Raw genomic sequence first — 16,122 nt, 5'->3', positions numbered from 1 at the left:
CGGAAACGACAAATAAAAATATCCCCTTGCTTAGTTGTAATTAAGTTTGGTACACTTATTCTTATCGATCACGCTAATTATTGTAAAGTTTATCGAAAATACTAGAAATCAATATCATAATATTATCATTCTGATCCCGCATCTCTATTATATTCTGTGATACAAAAAAAGCAACCGCAGTTGCTTTTTAAAAAGGCTTTCTATTCAATTTATTTTTTGGCATCCAGAAAGGTACCATAGCTTGGGGTCAAACTGATTTCGTAGTCGGCCACTTTTTGATTTTGCTGGTTTTTCTTCAAATCCTGCAAGGTTTTTTGCTGTTCTGCTTTGATCAACTGGATGCAGTTTTGATCCATATCTGTAATCAGTTTGATCAAACTGTCGATCTGCCCTTTTTCTTCAACTGTACAGATCTGATTTCCCTTAAGCTCTGCGAACTGATCTTCCATATTTTTTAATCGGAGCAGCAATTGATCCCGTTCTTCCAGGATTGTTGCCAGATTTTCCCAGTCTTCAATACTACTGAGAATTTCCTCACCTTTGGCTACGTATTCTTTCAGAATAAGAACTTTTTCCTGGCATAATTCATGTGAATTAGCATTCATTTTAAAGTCCCCGGGATTTTGCAGGGTTGCTGATTTTTTCTGCTTCCTTAAATGAGTCTTTCAGATCGATAATTAAGCCTAATAGACTTTGCATTAACTGAATATCCCGACTGGCATTAGCTTCCCCCAGTTTATTAAAAATAAAACTGTACATTTGATTGAGCTCAATTGAAATGGGGTATTGCATATCCAACGAAAGATTCAGTGAATTGATAACCTTTTGCGCTTTTGCAATACAATTGTATGCTTTTGCGAAACTATCCTTCTGAATTAGGATGATGCCCATTTTTACCTGTTTTTCTGCTTCTTCGAAAAGTTTGATGACCACTTCTCCTTTTGATAAGGATTCTATGGCATAGCGCTTTGATTCCTGATAAGCATTGGCATATTGCATTACGTTCTCCCCCTTTCCGAGCTTATGAACTTGATCCAAATGAGGTGATCATTGAGCTTTGGGTGTTTAATTGCTGAAGTGCTGTTTCTAAGGCTGAAAACTTATTCCAATAATAGGTTTCTTCGGTTTTCAACTTCGTTTTCAAGCTGGTGATACTCTTATTCGTTTTTGTGATTGATTCTGTAATACTATTTTCAGTATTTGATAGGGTTGATTCATAACCAGCCATTTCAATAAGTGACCCTCTTGACCCTTTACTACCGGAAGTCTTGGCGGCAGTGTTGATAATTTCGTTGAGTTGCTGGGCAATCCCCGTTTTTTCGGTGGTAAACAGTTCTTGAATAGCTGATCCCTTTGTTTCAAGCGCCGTTGTCAATTTGGCTTCGTCGATTTTTAGTTTACCATTTTCTGAATAACCTGCCGATGTAATCCCCAAATCATTAAGACTGATCCCACCACTAACTGCTGAACCGTAAATCATCGACTGCATTTTTGATGCAATTCCTTTTAAAATGCTGTCGTTTTGTAGCAAACCTACCTTGGCTTTCTTTTCCCAATTTTCAATTTCTTTTTCACTCATATCGGCTTTCTGGTCTTCAGTTAATGGCGGAAAGTTGGAATCTGCATTTTCCTTAACCAGCTTATTCATCATTTCGATCATATTATTATAATCTGTGACAAAATTCTTGATGGTATCTTTTAAATTGTTTGCGTCAGCTTTAGAGTTAATTGTTATTGCTTCCTCACTCTTTTCCAGTAATTCAATCTTGACACCGTCCACCTCGATCGAGTTGGATGTGCGTACGATGGATTGGTTGTTAACAATTAATTCCGCATTTAAACCGTCTGTTTTTTTTGCTCCGGCACCCGCTAATCCCAGTGATTCCATTAACCCACCGGGTGTCTCGGTTACTTTTATATTATCACCGGCACCGCTGACTTTGGAGGTTAAGGTAAATTTATCAGTAATTGAAGAATAAGCCATCGTAACACCAGCATCGCTGGTGTTCACCTTACTGATTACAGCTGAAAGTGAATCCGTACTTTTGAAGTTAAACTGTTTTCCGTTTATTGAAAAATTAAATTCATCACCGGTCAGCGGAATCTCTAAAGACGAAGCAATATCTGCCAAAGTCTTTGTTGTACTGATCCGATCTGTTTGCCCGTCTGACAACTTTAGCTTCCCTAACGTAACGTTATCGTTATTTAAAGCATTTACTGTTAGCTGCGAACCGGATGCCTTTAAGTCTAAGACCCCCCCCGCAGACATTGAAACCTTGATTAGCGGGTCGCCATTACTTTTTTTACCAAAAGCATCATCAATTTTTGTCTGCAGTGCTGCTTCAAAACTTTGGATTGAAACACCCGGTTGCTCAACTGCCGTTTTAAATGCTGCATCTAAAGTAATTGTTCGTACCTGTCCATCCATCTTCAATAAAAAAGATTTGCTTTCGGTTTCTAAACCAGCTAAAAGATTCCCAATTTCTACCGCTCCAGAGCCACTTAACGGTTTTGTAGCAGGATCTGTTCCTGTTACTGTCTGATTAGTCGCCAGTTGGGTAATTTTATTGATTGTGATATTCCCAGCGGATGCTGCACTTGTGCTCGAAACGGATATTTTAGTCGAAGCACTTGATGATTTGATCGTGTTGTAAAACGATGCACTTCGAAAATTAGTTGTTGATAAAACATCCAGATACTTGCTTTGGAATTCTTTGAGTGTTTTTGAAACATTACGATAAGCCGCCTGTTTCCACTCCATTGTCTGGACTTTCTGTTGACTTTTTGCAATTTTTGACCGACTGGCACTTGTCAGGCTTTCGACCAACGAATCGGTATCCAGGCCCGAAACCAGGCCAGCCATTCCGGTTTTTGCTGACAACGATGATAATGCACTTGTTGAAGAATTAACTGAAGTTGCCATTTGTATCCCTCCAAACTTAAATTTAAATCTATTTTTCCAAGATTGCTTTTTTATTATTCACTATCTACTATATCGGCCCACCTCAAAAAAACTTTAGCCTTCTTTTTGATAAATAGACGGTTTGACATATTTAAAGTTATGCTCTACCGAGGCCAGCGATTCGCTTTGTCCGATAAAAAAGTAACCTCCCGGGAGTAGGGCATCATAGAATTTTTGCACCACACTGTTCTTGGTCGGTTTGTCAAAATAAATCATCACATTCCGGCAGAAAATGGCATGAAAGGGTTTTTTAAACTGGAATCGGGACAACAAATTGAAGTTCCGATAGGCCACGCCTTTGCGGATCGGCTCGGTCACGGACAGATATTCTTCATCATAATCTTTAAAATACTTCCGTTTCCATTCCATGGGAATCTTGGACAGCTCTTCTTTAGAATATACACCGGATTTAGCCGTCATTAATACCCGATCGGAAATGTCAGATGCTAGAATGGTACTGTCCCAGGTGTTAAGCTTACTCCCCAGATAATCATGGGTAATCATGGCCAGGGTATACGGCTCCTGGCCCGAGGAACAACCAGCGCTCCAGACCCGCAGATCCCTGGTTTTGGTTGTTTCATCCACCCAAGGAAGCACCTGTTGTTTGTAAAAATCAAAATGTTCACTTTCCCGTAAAAAATAGGTATGATTGGTAGTCAGCTTATTTATGAGCACACTGATTTCATCATTTTTTTTATCGGTTTTTACATACTCAAAATAATCCATATAGTTGTCATAACCCAATTGGGAAACATAATGACTCAAACGGCCTTCAATCAGGTGTCGCTTTTTCCGTAAATCGACTCCATAATTGGAATGCACATAGGTTGTGATGGCCTGAAATTCGTCTTCCTTAAGTTTTATCATTTTCTTTACCTCGTGTTTTTTTGAACGCTTCTCAATAATGATCTAAAATCGCCGGGATATCAACAATCAGGCTGATGCTCCCATTTCCCAGAATCGTACAGCCGGCAATCCCCGAGTTTTTAATTGAATAATGGTTTAAGTATTTGGGGATCGGTTTAACCACGATCTGATGTTTCTTAATCAGATCATCCATAAACAAACAGGCAAAGGTGTCGCCTGAATCCACTAACATCAGGATCCCATCTTCAATGTGGGTTTCACATTTTTTATCTTCGAAAATATCGTGGAGACGAATCAGCGGGTAGCATACCCCTCGGATCATGACCATTTCATTGTTATCCGGGTCTTTAATCAGTTGGTTAGCAGTAATCTTAAAGGTTTCCCGAATATTGCTGATGGGGATTTCATAAATATCTTCCCCTACCAGAACCTCCATCCCGGAAATAATTGATAAGGTCAAGGGAATTTTCAGGAAGATATTGGTGCCGGAGCCTTTTTCACTTTCGATGGAAATAGAGCCCCCAACCTTTTCAATATTCTTCTTTACCACATCCATCCCAACCCCACGACCTGAGAACTCTGTCACGGTTTCTTTGGTGGAAAAACCGGGAGCCATGATCAGATTGAGAATTTCTTTTTCAGAATACTCTTCTTCGGGTTTAACCAGCAGCTTTTTTTCTTTGGCTTTTTCCAGAATCCCGGCCGGATCCAGCCCCTTGCCGTCATCACTAACCGAAATAATGATGTCGCCCCCAACATTCTGGGCCGAGAGAATGACCTTGCCCACCGGGTTCTTACCAACGGCAATTCGCTCTGCCGCACTTTCAAGGCCATGATCCATGGCATTTCGAACCAGATGCATCAGTGGGTCGGCAATTCCATCGATGATGGTTTTGTCAACCTCGGTGCTTTCACCCATGGTAATAAATTCAACTTCTTTTTTTAACTTCTTGCCCACATCCCGGACAATCCGCTGCATTTTTTTAAAGGTGCCCGAGATGGGAATCATCCGAATGGACATAACGATATCCTGAAGCTCATCAGTGAGTTTCTGTAATTGGGTGGAAGCCTTTTCAAAACTTTCATCCCGCTTGCCTTCCATACCGACACTGCCAAAAACCATCGATTCAGTAATAACAATTTCCCCGATCAGATTCATCAGGGTATCGAGCTTATTCAGATCAACACTGATCAGATTCTGGACATTATTTTTTTGTTTATTGGCATCAACCACCTTTTCAGGTGTCTTTTTCCCAGTCTCAACCACTTCCGGTTTTGCTTCAATTTCTGGTTCGATAATTTCTTCCTGGGCACAATCCAAAAATTCGATACTTTTAACCGATAAAATACTCAGGGCAATATTTTCAATGGTTTCCTTATCGGCCGTGGTTTCAACATGACAAAAGAAGCCGTTCTTGAGAATAATGCCAGCAGCCTCAGGATTATTATTGAGTTGCTCTGGAACTGTTTTTGAGACCTTGCCAATGGATTCCAGTTTGTTAACCAGCATAAAGGCCCGGATATTTTCCATCTGTGAGTCTTCATTAAAGCGGGTATGAATACAGTAAAGATTGGGCTTTTCGTCGTTTGAAACGAGATCTTCATGATCCGTATCTGCATCGTTTCGGGTCTCATCAAAATTCATATCGCCAAACAAATCATCTTCCATAGCCGCTGCCAATGTGATTGATTCATCATCTGATTGGTTTTCCATCGCTTGCGCCTGGGCTTGTTCAGGGGTTTCCGTCACCAAGCCTTTAATTCGATTTAAAAAGGCATCTGTTTCACCGGTTAATTCTTCGTTTTCATCCAGCAGGGTCTCGTTGTTCTTGATCTTTTCAACTTCTCCCTTTAAGAAGGTGGAGAAATTAAGTACCAGATCCATCAAATCCCCAAAGTCCTCCGGTTTGATGCCGTTTTCCCGAATAACGAAAAACAGATCCTCCAACTTATGGGCAGAATGCGCCAGCATGTCAAATTCCATCATCGCTGAAGACCCTTTGATGGTATGCATAATCCGGAAGATTTCATTAATGTCATCCGGTGTCAGTTCCGCATTGTCCTCAGATTGAAGTAATATTTCCTCTAATTGATCAAGCAGGGTTTCCGATTCAAAAATATACATCTCTAAAATGGAATCATTTCCAGAATCATAATTACTCATTTTGTCCATCCTTTATATACACGAAATTTTTGGCTTATTTTATTATATCGGGTTTTTGTGCTAAATGCACTTTATTTTTTTGATCGCTATTAATATACCCCTGTTTAGCAGACTTTATCACCATTTACAACCCGTTTTCTGTAAATGTCCCTTATTAATTATTTGTCACATATTATATCGACTAAATCCCATGAATCCTTAGTATAATAAAAGACGTTTTATAATCAGTCAAAACTTTATCATTTCTGATCTTACCAGCAAATAGCTACTGAAATGATTGATTATCTTTTGCTAATACAGTATAATCTTAACTAACATGAGACTTTAGACACTTCGTCATAACTAACCGTAATTTTAAACAGGAAGGAGCTCTCTGTTGGATAGTATCAAAATCACCTCTACCGTTTCCACCCCCAAAGTCACCGATATACCCAGTAAACATACCCCCAGTGATTCTATTTTTGACATCAATAACCTTGATAACGCTGTAAAAATAGAACCGGTGTCAGAAAACTACCAAAAGGAGAGTTTCCGGGAAACCCTATTTCAAAATTTACAAAAAGAAATATTAAAGCCGCTGATGAACAGCACCACCGCCGAAGCCGATGCCCTACGCAAACTGGTGCTGATCTCCGAGCTTTTTGAATCCTCTGCCGGTGCCATTCCCAAGGAAATTCTGGATGGTATTTTTATCAATTCTCAGGATCTTCTCAGCGAGCTGCTGCTCCGGGATAAAACCGACTCGATCTTTAAGGGGGCTTTTTTTGACAGCCTTCGATCACTGGCTAAACTGGAAGGTTACCCCCAGTTAAAGGATGCCATCGTATCAATTCTTCGTCATTATGACGCCTATGTCAATCGCAACCAGACCCTCAATGGGATTTTTTTGGAAAGCAGCCGTTTACTGATGACCCTCCCCTCCAAGGAGCGGGCTCTACTTGAGCAGCAACTGATCAAACTGGAAGCTGTATTAAGTAAATCAAACGGCCTTGAACAACCCAATCAGGAGTTGCAAAACCTGATCAATTTAAAAGCTGCCCAAAATGGTAAACTGGGTGACCAGCTTGAACAACGTCTGGCCCGGATTGAAGAGCTGTTGCAATTAAAAAACCTCAACTATCAGGAAATCCAGCAACTACTTAAAAACGAAACCATCCCGGCCCTGCGGCAGATTTTGCAGTCACAAGCCTATAGCGATAAAACCTATCAGTCGATAGCCACCATCATTGATCATATTGTCCGTTATGACAAAGGCAATCCTGAGCAGCTGGAAGCGGCCGTGCTGCGGTTTTCCCAGGCTTTAAAACCACTTTCCAATTTAACCGACAGTGATATTGTGGAAATGAAAAATCAGCTTTTTCGTCATGCTAAAGAAGCCGAGATTTTAGCTGAACGGCTGGAATCTTCTTCCCGAAATCCTGGTGAAGGTGAAAAGGTGGCCCTGGCGCAACTACTGGAACAGGCCCTGGATGAAAACAACTCCAGTAAAATCATCAATTCAGCCCACAGCCTGTTAGAAACCATGGTTCGGAATGAAAGCCCGATTCTGACGATTATGCACTTTTTAATTCCCCTGCGCTTTCTGGACGAAAACTCCTATGGCGAGTTTTTTGTGGATAAAGACCCCACTGCCAAAAAAGGTGAAAAAGGAAAGGCCGAGAACGCCACCGATATCTTTTTCACCATCCAATCAGACCGCTATGGCAATTTTGAGGTGGAGTTGCTGGCCCGGGATAAGAATATTACCCTCAATATCAAATCACCCGCCCCCCTGGTGGAAACCTTAAAATCCACCCGTGAACAATTAAAAACCATCGTTGAGGAACAGGGTTATTCCCTGGCTGGATATGGGGTTGGTGAATACACCCAAAGCCAAACCATCCTGCAGCGATTTCCCAAACTGGCTTTTCGAAAGGTAGGACTCGATGTCACCATCTAAAAATAAAAAAACAAAGGCCGTCCATATTCAGGACGGCCAGATAAAAAAAAATACCAGCGACGATCAAAATGATCCGAACAAACCACTTAAGGTAACCGCTCTGCGCTATGATCCGGAAAAAAATAATTCTCCGGTGATTGTTGCCGCCGGGACGGGTTTTGTCGCCCAGAATATATTAAATGTCGCTGAAGAAAATGGCATCCCCATTTACCACGATGACTCTGCTGCGACCCTGCTGTCAAAGCTCCAAATGGGCCAGGAAATTCCCCCTGAGCTGTTTCAGATTGTGGTGAATATTTATGTCTCGCTGCTTAATTTAGCAGAGGGGAATGATGTCGGGGATCGGTTGTTTTGAAGCGTAGTTATTGGTTATCAGCCTCAAAACAACTGAATCGCCTAGAAAATATAAGGCATTTTCTGATTTATACTTGGCGGCCCATATTTTGATCGCTCAGATTGTCACACATAGATGCCTATCTCAGTCGCCGCTTGGCTTCACGATTCAAACCGGCGGTATGCTCTGCAAATAAGGCTTCCCAGTCGCTTTGAAACGCTTTATAAACAGCAGGATATCTTTTTTTGATCTGCATAATTCCCCAGGCAATCTCTTCATTACAATCCTTATATTCTGCAATTGTTTGATAATAATCCGCACTAAAGCCTTCTTCCGGTTCGATGTCAAAGCTTTCATAAAAATGTTTGAGCGCCACGACTTTTAGATAGGGAATCAGATAGCAATCACAATCCAGACGTCGAATTGTGGCATCCAGGGCTACCAGTGGCACCAGTTCTTTTTTTAAGGCTTGCAGTTCCTTGTCATTTTTATCAATAAACAAGGCCAGCTCAATAAACGCCATTGCGTCTTCAAAACGTCCGACATCATGATAACCACAGTATTCGTCGACAAAAACGCTGGTCAAATAGTCTCGTTCTTCCTGATCCTCGATCAAACGGAGCAGTTTTTTCATACGACTGATAATGTGGCTGATTTTCTTCTTTTTTTCCAGTTCCAGTCCGGCAATTAACCAGTCAATCATCAGATAGATGTGATCCGGTTGACTTTCCTTGATCGGCGGCACTAACTTAGAAGTAATCTGCCATAGATTTTCATAGTCCCGCAAGCCCCGATAGACTCTGATAGAAATCTGATCAAACTGCGTCGCAGAAGCCGGATAGCGTTCTTTTGAACAGACTATTTCCTTTTGTGCCGCTTCCATGTAACCATGTTCCGCCAACAATGCTATTTTTAAAAAAGCAAGGTCTGCACCCTCTTCTGTCTTTAATTTATCGATTGCTTTTTGAAAGTAAATTTCGAAATCTGCCAGATTATTCTGTTCCAGATACAGTTCGGCCTTAATTAAATATCCCTGAACATTATCCGGATCCATTTCAATTATTTTAGACAAGGTCTTATGGGCCGCCTTTTCATTTCCGGTCATGACTTGGAGCATGGCATTGTTCATTTCTTTTTCTATTTTGGGCCCGAATTTTCTCAGAATATCATATTTTCGCCGTTCATCGGGATTTTTCAGTGTCTCATAAGCTTTTCTGATCTGTTGAAATTCTTCCGGATGGGTTTCCGGCGGAAACGCTCTTAGTTTTTCAAAATAGCGCTCTTTTATTTTTTCCGGACCGGCCTTGGCAGTTGTTCCCAGAATCTTGTAATAATCTTCCAATTGGTTGTTTTTCCGTTGATCAAAAATACCTTTTTTAAACATGCTGCCACTCCCTAATCCAAATCCAGTTTTATCAGCAAATCTGTTGCTTCTTCAATGGCTTCAATCATGGCACTTCTTTCCTGCGTGGTTATCGCTGCCTCAATTAGCTCTAGGATCTGATTCTCATCTACGTTTATCCTGCCTGACAAATCGGTCCGAAGTTGCTCAAGCTCCTGTTTCAGGACTTCCAGATCCTGATTTTCCAGATCTGGATAGCCAAAATCCTTTTCATCCTCAAAATCAAATGCATCGATAAAACTCATTTGAGTGTGACTGCTCAGATGCTCTGCTGTTTTTGTTTCCAGCAGCGCTTCAATCTTCTTGACACTTGCCCGAAAGACCTCCATCGAGTCCCGTTGCAGTTCATCTTGCATGTTGACAATGACTTTCTTTCCGGTCGACTCTAATTCGGCGGTTACTTCCAGAATGCCATTGATGTTATAAAAAAAGCTGACATTTATGCCTTCCATCCCGGCTGGTGCCGGCGGAATGCCATCGACCAGAAACTCGCCCAGAAAATGGTTGTGCTCAACCCATTCGTCTTCCCCCTGATAGACTTCAATCGAAACCGTGGTCTGGCCATCAAAGCAGGTGGTAAATGGTTCGCTCTTACGCACTGGAATGGTGGTGTTTCGGTCAATAATCTTCTGAAATCCGCCGGGTTTCAGGCGGTCAGTGGCATCAACCTTTAACACCGCAATGCCCATGGCAAAGGGGGCAACGTCAGTGGCAATTAACTGCTGCTTGAGCAACTGGCCTGACTTAATACCGGCCTGAACCGCCGCCCCCAAGGCCACCGCTTCCTCGGGATGAATTTCTTTTTTGGGTTTTTTGTTAAAGTATTCCTGCAGTAACTGCTCAACTTTAGGAATCGCCGTGGAGCCGCCGACAAGCAGCACATCACGAATTTCAGAAACGTCCAGCTGAGCATCATCGAGCGCTTTTTTTACCAGCACCATCGTTTCATCAAGAAACTCCGCAATCATCGCCTCGAATTGTTCCCGGGTGATTTGGGTATAGATTCCCAATGGCTTATGATCCTTGACCACGACAATGGGAATGGCAATCTCAACCACCGCTTTTTTAGAAAGCAGTATTTTTATTTTTTCAGCCTCTGTTTTTAAGATATACCTGGCCTGGATGCTGGCTCGGGGATCAACGTCATAGGTCTTTATCATATATTCCGCCAGAAAATCAACCAACTTCCAGTCAAAATCCTCGCCACCCAGAAAATTATTGCCCGCCGAAGACTTTACCTCCAGAATGCCCTTCATCATTTCAACAACAGAAACATCAAAAGTGCCGCCACCCAAATCATAAACCAGGATATTGGCCTTTTTCTTAAGATTGTTGAGACCATATGCCAAAGCGGCGGCGGTCGGTTCATTGATGATCCGCTCCACCACAAATCCGGCAATTTCACCGGCCTGTTTGGTGGCCCGACGCTGTTCATCGGTAAAGTAAGCCGGAACGGTAATAACCGCTTCCTTTTCGCCTTCGCCCATGGCAGCATCGGCATATTTTTTCAGTTCTTTTAAAATAATGGCCGAAGCTTCCTCCGGCAGCAACCGGCGATCGGCAATCGGTAGTTCATCCTTTTGACCCATCTTCCGTTTGACTGCTGTCAGGGTTCGCTCCGGCATGGCAATCACCGCATCCTTAGCCTCCTGTCCGACGACAACCTGATTGTTTAAGTCAATCATAATGACTGATGGTATTAATTTCTCACCTTTAAATGAAGTGATAATTTCCGGTTCACCGCTGGCGTTGATATAGGCCACTGATGAATTGGTTGTACCCAAATCGATTCCCACAATGGGCCGTTTTCCGACTAACTCATTATTCATACTTACTGTCTCTTTCTTAATTTATAATTGGTTGCTGCTAGTGAGCGTAATGACCTGAGCTTTCCGGACCACTTTTCCTTCACCATCGATAAAGCCCCGCCGCAGCACTTCGATCACCTCATAGGGACGCATCGCTTTATTCTGCCCGGTCAGTTGATCGATTGCTCTGACCTCAACCGCTTCGGCAAAGATCGGGTTAAAGCTTGAACCCAGGAGCTCCAGCTCGCGAATGCCCACCCTTGCCAGTCCATCCAGCTCCGAAATCTGGATGGTCTTTAAAAAAGTCCGCCATTCATCGGGAATATTTCCGCAGGTATTCTGCATCACCCCATCGATTGTATCGATCGAATCGATCAGGGTCGACACTAACATCTGGTTACTGTTTTCCCGGATCGCCAGCTCAGTAGCCGCCTGTCCTTTTTGGCAAAGTAGTGTCACATCGCCAAGATTATCATAGATCGGCGTCACCTTATTGATTAACTCCTGACCCATTTTATATTGTAATCGGGATAATCGATTGATCATCTCCGCATTTTCTTTAATCTGCATCTCCAACTGCTCAAACTGCTGCCCGTTTGTTGCTGCCAAAAGCTGCTTCAGCCCATCTGAAATACTGCCAAGCCGGTCATCCTCAAGTGGCTTCTGCTGCTCCCAAAATTTCCAGTTCACTATTCGCTCCTCTCCTTTGCACATTTCACTTATAAGTATTCTTTATATTATATAAGTTGGATCAGGCCCATTGTCTTTCTTTTCGCCTTCTACTTAAACAGCTTCGAATATTCTATTGGCCCAGATGCATCGTCACCAAGTGTTCAGATATATAACCAACGATAACTATATCTTGTTACACGATACACCAATGCTTGCTAAATGACCATAATTAAGTTGATACATGGTTGTCAGGCATCTAGATGTTTTAAAAACATTTTATTGGCAGCTACAGCCGATATCGCAATATTCTTACCAATTTCTTTAAAGGTGTAGCCCTGTTCCACCGCCGCTTTGACATAAGAAATCTTATCGGCACTTAAGCATCTTTGTCTTGATCCTGACTTAATCAATTGAAACGCTTCTTCATTGGTAACCACACGTCTTAAAATTTCATCCAAGCTTTCATTGTACTGGCCGCTTCCCAAATGATTATTACTTTTCTCTTCCTCTTCACCAATAACCGCACCTGCTTCATAAAAATCTTTCGGCTTAATCTTGTCTTCTTGCTGTTCCATAAAATTTTTATATTCGACCAAGGCCACTATCCGGTTTTCAGAAAACATCTTTAAAATCTTATCAATATGCACCTGCTTTTTTATATTATTGCGATAGAACTGATCACTGCTCCAGCCATAGTCAGCCATATTGTGAAGAATCTTAGCCCTGACCGGATTCGCATGAATGTATCGGAGCAGGGACAAAAGGTATTTGTCATCGTTTACCAGAATACTTTTATATCTGCCGCCAAAAACGTGATCCCTGCGATTGTGTCTCTTGTTGTAGTTTTTGCTGTAGGTATTATTAATTTTCTGCATGATTTTATTCAGCGGCACTTCTTTTGTCTCGATAATCAAATGGTAGTGATTATCCATAATCACATAGCCTAACAGGTTAAAGACATCTTCCTCATTGGCCGTTTCCAGGCATTCTAAAAAATCTTCTTTATCTTGTCTAGTCTGAAAGATATAATCGCGATTGTTTCCCCGCTTGATCACATGGTAAGTGGCTCCCTGAAATTCAACCCTTGGTTTTCTCCCCATCTCATCCTCCATTAGAAAAATTCAGGCAGCACGATTGTCATAATTAACGACAGCAATTTCTGTTAATGTACTGCGTAATTGATCAACAATGCGTTCTAATTGTGCAACAACCGTACCACTAAATGATTCTTCGCCGCATTGGATGCACTTATGGCAAGGTACATTTTTAACAATCACAATGATGTTTCCTAAGTCAGCCACATAGGTGGTTGTTGACTCTGTCAGCTTCCCTTTACACAAAAAACAATCCATTTTCATATCCTTTTCAGTCATTCGCCGTAAAAACACTATCTTGGTCTCAGTATACACCACTGTTTGCTAAATGTCCAACATTAAGTTTTTAGATAGGTGTCAGGCACCCATCATCCTTAGGAAGGTGTCAGAAGCTACTATTCAAGCATCCTACCACACGCAATAATTCTTCTTCCGTCAGATTCGTACTGCAAGGAAGATTGATGATATGTTTAACATACATTCTGGATTTTTCAATCCGATAGGCTTGATTGTTAAGATACGGTTTCTGATCACAGATTAACGCCCAAATGGGCCTCGCCTGAATTGAACTTGATGCCAGAAGACCAATAATTTCATCCCGATTGAGGGGATAATCCGCATTGCAGTAGAGTGAATAAAACCAGTAATTTGGCCGAGTATTTTCTTTAAACGCAAGCATCGCCAAGCCGGGTATCTTTTCAATATTCTTTTTATAAAGCTCAAAATTCCGTTTCTTGATTGCTATAAATTCTTCAAGTCTCTCCAACTGCGCCAGCCCGAGTGCGGCCTGGAGATTCGTCATTCTGTAATTATATCCAACTTCGTCATGTTCAAAATACAATTCATTTTTCTTGGCCTGGGTTGTCAGGTGTTTTGATTTTTTCAAGAGTTGATCATTGTGCGAGACGATCATACCGCCTCCGCCAGTTGTGATTATTTTATTTCCATTAAACGAATAAACACCAAGGTCCCCAATCGTACCTGCGTATTGACCGCCGTATTTGCCTTCAAGATAATAGGTGCCGATGGCTTCTGCCGCATCTTCAATCACATAAAGATGGAATATTTTGGCAATCTCCATTATTTTTTCCATATCAGCCATGTTCCCAAAGACATGAACGACAATGATGGCCTTGATGTGTTTTTGGGTTTTTTTATTGATTAATTGATCATTAATCAATCTGCACTCCTCTTCACAAAATTTCAGGAGTTTTTCAGCATCCAAGTTAAGTGAGTCATCGCAGTCCATAAAGATTGGTTCAGCACCGACATATCTGACAGGGTTAACGGATGCAATAAATGTCAGCGCCGGTACAATCACTTCGTCCTGCTGTGTCACACCGCAACAAAGTAATGCAATATGCAAACCGGCTGTCCCGCTTTGACAGGCCACCGCTCCTTTTGCACCAACATAAGCTGCTAATTGCTTTTCAAACGCGTCAATATACGCACCGCCAGATGAAACCCATTCCGTTTCAATGGCATGCGATACATATTCAAGTTCCCGTCCTTTTAAATTAGGCACTGATAGTGGAATATACTTTTGATTCATTGATCTTTTCCTTGTCATTTTTATTGCCGAGATAACTCGAAGTTTTTCCTATTTCATCTCGATTACTGAGAATGATTAGGACTCTTGAACCTCACCTGCCTGTTCCTAAAAGCACTGTGAATGAGCTTGAAGTCCCTGAAAATGGGACTTGAAATTCGATATGTTCATAGTTTTAGTATCAGATATAGATACTTTTTAGCGCCATTTTGTTAGCCGCAGTGGCTGATATAAGTTGGGGTCAGGCACTGTGTTCCACTCAGGACCATTACTCTGTCTCTTCTAAGAATAATATTTCTGATTTGGACTTTTGGGCGCTTCAGGCTTTGTCATTTTTAATAAACCACCATTTATTAATGGATTTAATATTTTCTTCCTGAAATATTCTCTATCTTTTATTTCAAGAAAATCTTGAATTTCTTTCCTGCTTTTGGGCGTTTTACAAAAATCTAACAATTCGGCAATTCTATCATCTTGCGGGGTATCTTGCGGGGTAGCTTGCGGGGTAGCTTGCGGGGTAGCTTGCGGGGTCAATGGGATAACCGTCTTAAAGACATCACCTTCTATAAAGACCGGTTCTGCACCTGAATAAATTCTATTGTACTTGAAAATGTTTCTAACACCAGATCCCAACTCATCAACAAACCCGATTTCTTTAAAAACCTTAGCTATTGTCGGATTCTTTGGGAAGGGCGAATAGTTATTTGGATCAATAATGCCGTGTCCATGGGCTTTATTGCTGTTTTCAGCATAAATCCTTTCGTTCTCGATGATAAACTTTGCCGGAAATGGATTAGCAAACTCCCGATGTATCAAGATATTGGAAGCCACTTCTCTGAAAATCTTATCCCTTATATTTATTCTCTGATCTTTCTCCAGATAAAATTTATCATTCAAATGTTTCGCAACAAATTGCATCAATCTTTCATAGTGTTAATTAGCAAATTATAAGTGTCAAAACAGTCCTGATTTAATCAAATTATTCCAGCTAAACCCGGCTTTTTAACTATGGTATAATGATTAATCATTATGCACTTTAAGGAAGCATCAACCATGGTTCACCTGGAACACTTTTCTGAACACCCACTGGATTACATCAACGAATTCCACACCACGGAAAGAGTCCGCATTGACAGCTGCCCTCATTGTTTCACCCGCAGGCGGCTCCATCTTCATGGTATCTATCACCGACATGTAATCTGGCATGAGGATGTCTTCTCCATTCCGGTACAACGCCATTACTGTATTCATTGCGGTAAGACCGTGAGTATCCTGCCTTCTTTCTGCCACGCCGGGTTTCAGCTGGCCCTTCCATTTCTACTGGAACTGCT

Annotated in this window: 14 protein-coding genes and 1 pseudogene; 3 read left to right on the top strand and 12 right to left on the bottom strand. The window is 41.6% G+C overall.

From position 1 onward, the window contains the following. Positions 1–209 precede the first annotated feature (209 nt). The 5 genes from ACWI_RS04010 to ACWI_RS03990 form a co-directional block, all read right to left on the bottom strand. The gene (locus ACWI_RS04010) at positions 210–605 is read right to left on the bottom strand and encodes a flagellar protein FliT (RefSeq protein WP_070370145.1); all 396 of its coding nucleotides are present in this window, start codon (positions 603–605) and stop codon (positions 210–212) included. A gap of 1 nt (position 606) precedes the next feature. Continuing rightward, on the bottom strand, positions 607–999 hold the full coding sequence (locus tag ACWI_RS04005) for a flagellar export chaperone FliS (RefSeq protein ID WP_070370144.1): 393 nt from the start codon (positions 997–999) through the stop codon (positions 607–609). Between the two features lie 22 nt (positions 1,000–1,021). Continuing rightward, the gene (fliD, locus tag ACWI_RS04000) at positions 1,022–2,923 is read right to left on the bottom strand and encodes a flagellar filament capping protein FliD (protein WP_070370143.1); all 1,902 of its coding nucleotides are present in this window, start codon (positions 2,921–2,923) and stop codon (positions 1,022–1,024) included. A gap of 93 nt (positions 2,924–3,016) precedes the next feature. Further along, positions 3,017–3,829 (bottom strand): CheR family methyltransferase, encoded by an 813-nt coding sequence (locus ACWI_RS03995; protein ID WP_070370142.1) that lies wholly within the window; start codon positions 3,827–3,829, stop codon positions 3,017–3,019. Between the two features lie 31 nt (positions 3,830–3,860). Next, a complete protein-coding gene (locus ACWI_RS03990) occupies positions 3,861–5,993 on the bottom strand; it encodes a chemotaxis protein CheA (protein WP_070370141.1) in 2,133 nt (710 codons plus the stop codon). A 376-nt stretch (positions 5,994–6,369) separates the two neighbouring features. Between ACWI_RS03990 and ACWI_RS03985 the strand changes: the two genes are divergently transcribed. Next, positions 6,370–7,932: a hypothetical protein gene (locus tag ACWI_RS03985; protein ID WP_070370140.1), complete on the top strand. Its 1,563-nt coding sequence runs from the start codon at positions 6,370–6,372 to the stop codon at positions 7,930–7,932. Further along, positions 7,919–8,287 (top strand): EscU/YscU/HrcU family type III secretion system export apparatus switch protein, encoded by a 369-nt coding sequence (locus tag ACWI_RS03980; RefSeq protein WP_084633483.1) that lies wholly within the window; start codon positions 7,919–7,921, stop codon positions 8,285–8,287. Before ACWI_RS03985 ends, ACWI_RS03980 begins: the two co-directional genes overlap by 14 nt. Positions 8,288–8,405: 118 nt before the next feature. Here ACWI_RS03980 and ACWI_RS03975 read toward each other — a convergent pair whose 3' ends face one another. The 7 genes from ACWI_RS03975 to ACWI_RS03945 all read right to left on the bottom strand — a co-directional run bounded on the left by ACWI_RS03975 (position 8,406) and on the right by ACWI_RS03945 (position 15,709). Continuing rightward, positions 8,406–9,650: a J domain-containing protein gene (locus ACWI_RS03975; protein WP_070370139.1), complete on the bottom strand. Its 1,245-nt coding sequence runs from the start codon at positions 9,648–9,650 to the stop codon at positions 8,406–8,408. Between the two features lie 11 nt (positions 9,651–9,661). Next, complete coding sequence (locus tag ACWI_RS03970; protein ID WP_070370138.1) at positions 9,662–11,497, bottom strand: Hsp70 family protein; 1,836 nt, start codon at positions 11,495–11,497, stop codon at positions 9,662–9,664. Between the two features lie 21 nt (positions 11,498–11,518). Beyond that, positions 11,519–12,166 carry a nucleotide exchange factor GrpE gene (gene grpE, locus ACWI_RS03965; RefSeq protein WP_070370137.1) on the bottom strand — a complete coding sequence of 216 codons (648 nt, stop codon included), beginning with the start codon at positions 12,164–12,166 and terminating at the stop codon, positions 11,519–11,521. Between the two features lie 230 nt (positions 12,167–12,396). Continuing rightward, a complete protein-coding gene (locus tag ACWI_RS03960) occupies positions 12,397–13,248 on the bottom strand; it encodes a transposase (protein WP_070370136.1) in 852 nt (283 codons plus the stop codon). A gap of 21 nt (positions 13,249–13,269) precedes the next feature. Further along, complete coding sequence (locus ACWI_RS03955) at positions 13,270–13,500, bottom strand: type II toxin-antitoxin system MqsA family antitoxin (protein ID WP_070370135.1); 231 nt, start codon at positions 13,498–13,500, stop codon at positions 13,270–13,272. A gap of 127 nt (positions 13,501–13,627) precedes the next feature. Further along, a complete protein-coding gene (locus ACWI_RS03950) occupies positions 13,628–14,794 on the bottom strand; it encodes a LegC family aminotransferase (protein ID WP_070370134.1) in 1,167 nt (388 codons plus the stop codon). A gap of 279 nt (positions 14,795–15,073) precedes the next feature. After that, a complete protein-coding gene (locus tag ACWI_RS03945; RefSeq protein WP_084633480.1) occupies positions 15,074–15,709 on the bottom strand; it encodes a Fic family protein in 636 nt (211 codons plus the stop codon). A gap of 135 nt (positions 15,710–15,844) precedes the next feature. Here ACWI_RS03945 and ACWI_RS18385 point away from each other — a divergent pair. Continuing rightward, positions 15,845–16,122 (top strand): annotated as a pseudogene (locus tag ACWI_RS18385) (transposase); the annotation flags it as partial.

It is taken from the genome of Acetobacterium wieringae, from assembly GCF_001766835.1.
Taxonomy (GTDB): Bacteria; Bacillota; Clostridia; order Eubacteriales; family Eubacteriaceae; genus Acetobacterium; species Acetobacterium wieringae.
This window is presented reverse-complemented; position numbering and strand designations above follow the sequence as displayed.

Coding starts and splice junctions, on each gene's coding strand:
- ACWI_RS04010 (WP_070370145.1), bottom strand. CDS start 605: ATGAATGCTAATTCACATGAATTATGCCAGGAAAAAGTTCTTATTCTG.
- ACWI_RS04005 (WP_070370144.1), bottom strand. CDS start 999: ATGCAATATGCCAATGCTTATCAGGAATCAAAGCGCTATGCCATAGAA.
- fliD (WP_070370143.1), bottom strand. CDS start 2,923: ATGGCAACTTCAGTTAATTCTTCAACAAGTGCATTATCATCGTTGTCA.
- ACWI_RS03995 (WP_070370142.1), bottom strand. CDS start 3,829: ATGATAAAACTTAAGGAAGACGAATTTCAGGCCATCACAACCTATGTG.
- ACWI_RS03990 (WP_070370141.1), bottom strand. CDS start 5,993: ATGAGTAATTATGATTCTGGAAATGATTCCATTTTAGAGATGTATATT.
- ACWI_RS03980 (WP_084633483.1), top strand. CDS start 7,919: ATGTCACCATCTAAAAATAAAAAAACAAAGGCCGTCCATATTCAGGAC.
- ACWI_RS03975 (WP_070370139.1), bottom strand. CDS start 9,650: ATGTTTAAAAAAGGTATTTTTGATCAACGGAAAAACAACCAATTGGAA.
- ACWI_RS03970 (WP_070370138.1), bottom strand. CDS start 11,497: ATGAATAATGAGTTAGTCGGAAAACGGCCCATTGTGGGAATCGATTTG.
- ACWI_RS03960 (WP_070370136.1), bottom strand. CDS start 13,248: ATGGGGAGAAAACCAAGGGTTGAATTTCAGGGAGCCACTTACCATGTG.
- ACWI_RS03955 (WP_070370135.1), bottom strand. CDS start 13,500: ATGGATTGTTTTTTGTGTAAAGGGAAGCTGACAGAGTCAACAACCACC.
- ACWI_RS03950 (WP_070370134.1), bottom strand. CDS start 14,794: ATGAATCAAAAGTATATTCCACTATCAGTGCCTAATTTAAAAGGACGG.
- ACWI_RS03945 (WP_084633480.1), bottom strand. CDS start 15,709: ATGCAATTTGTTGCGAAACATTTGAATGATAAATTTTATCTGGAGAAA.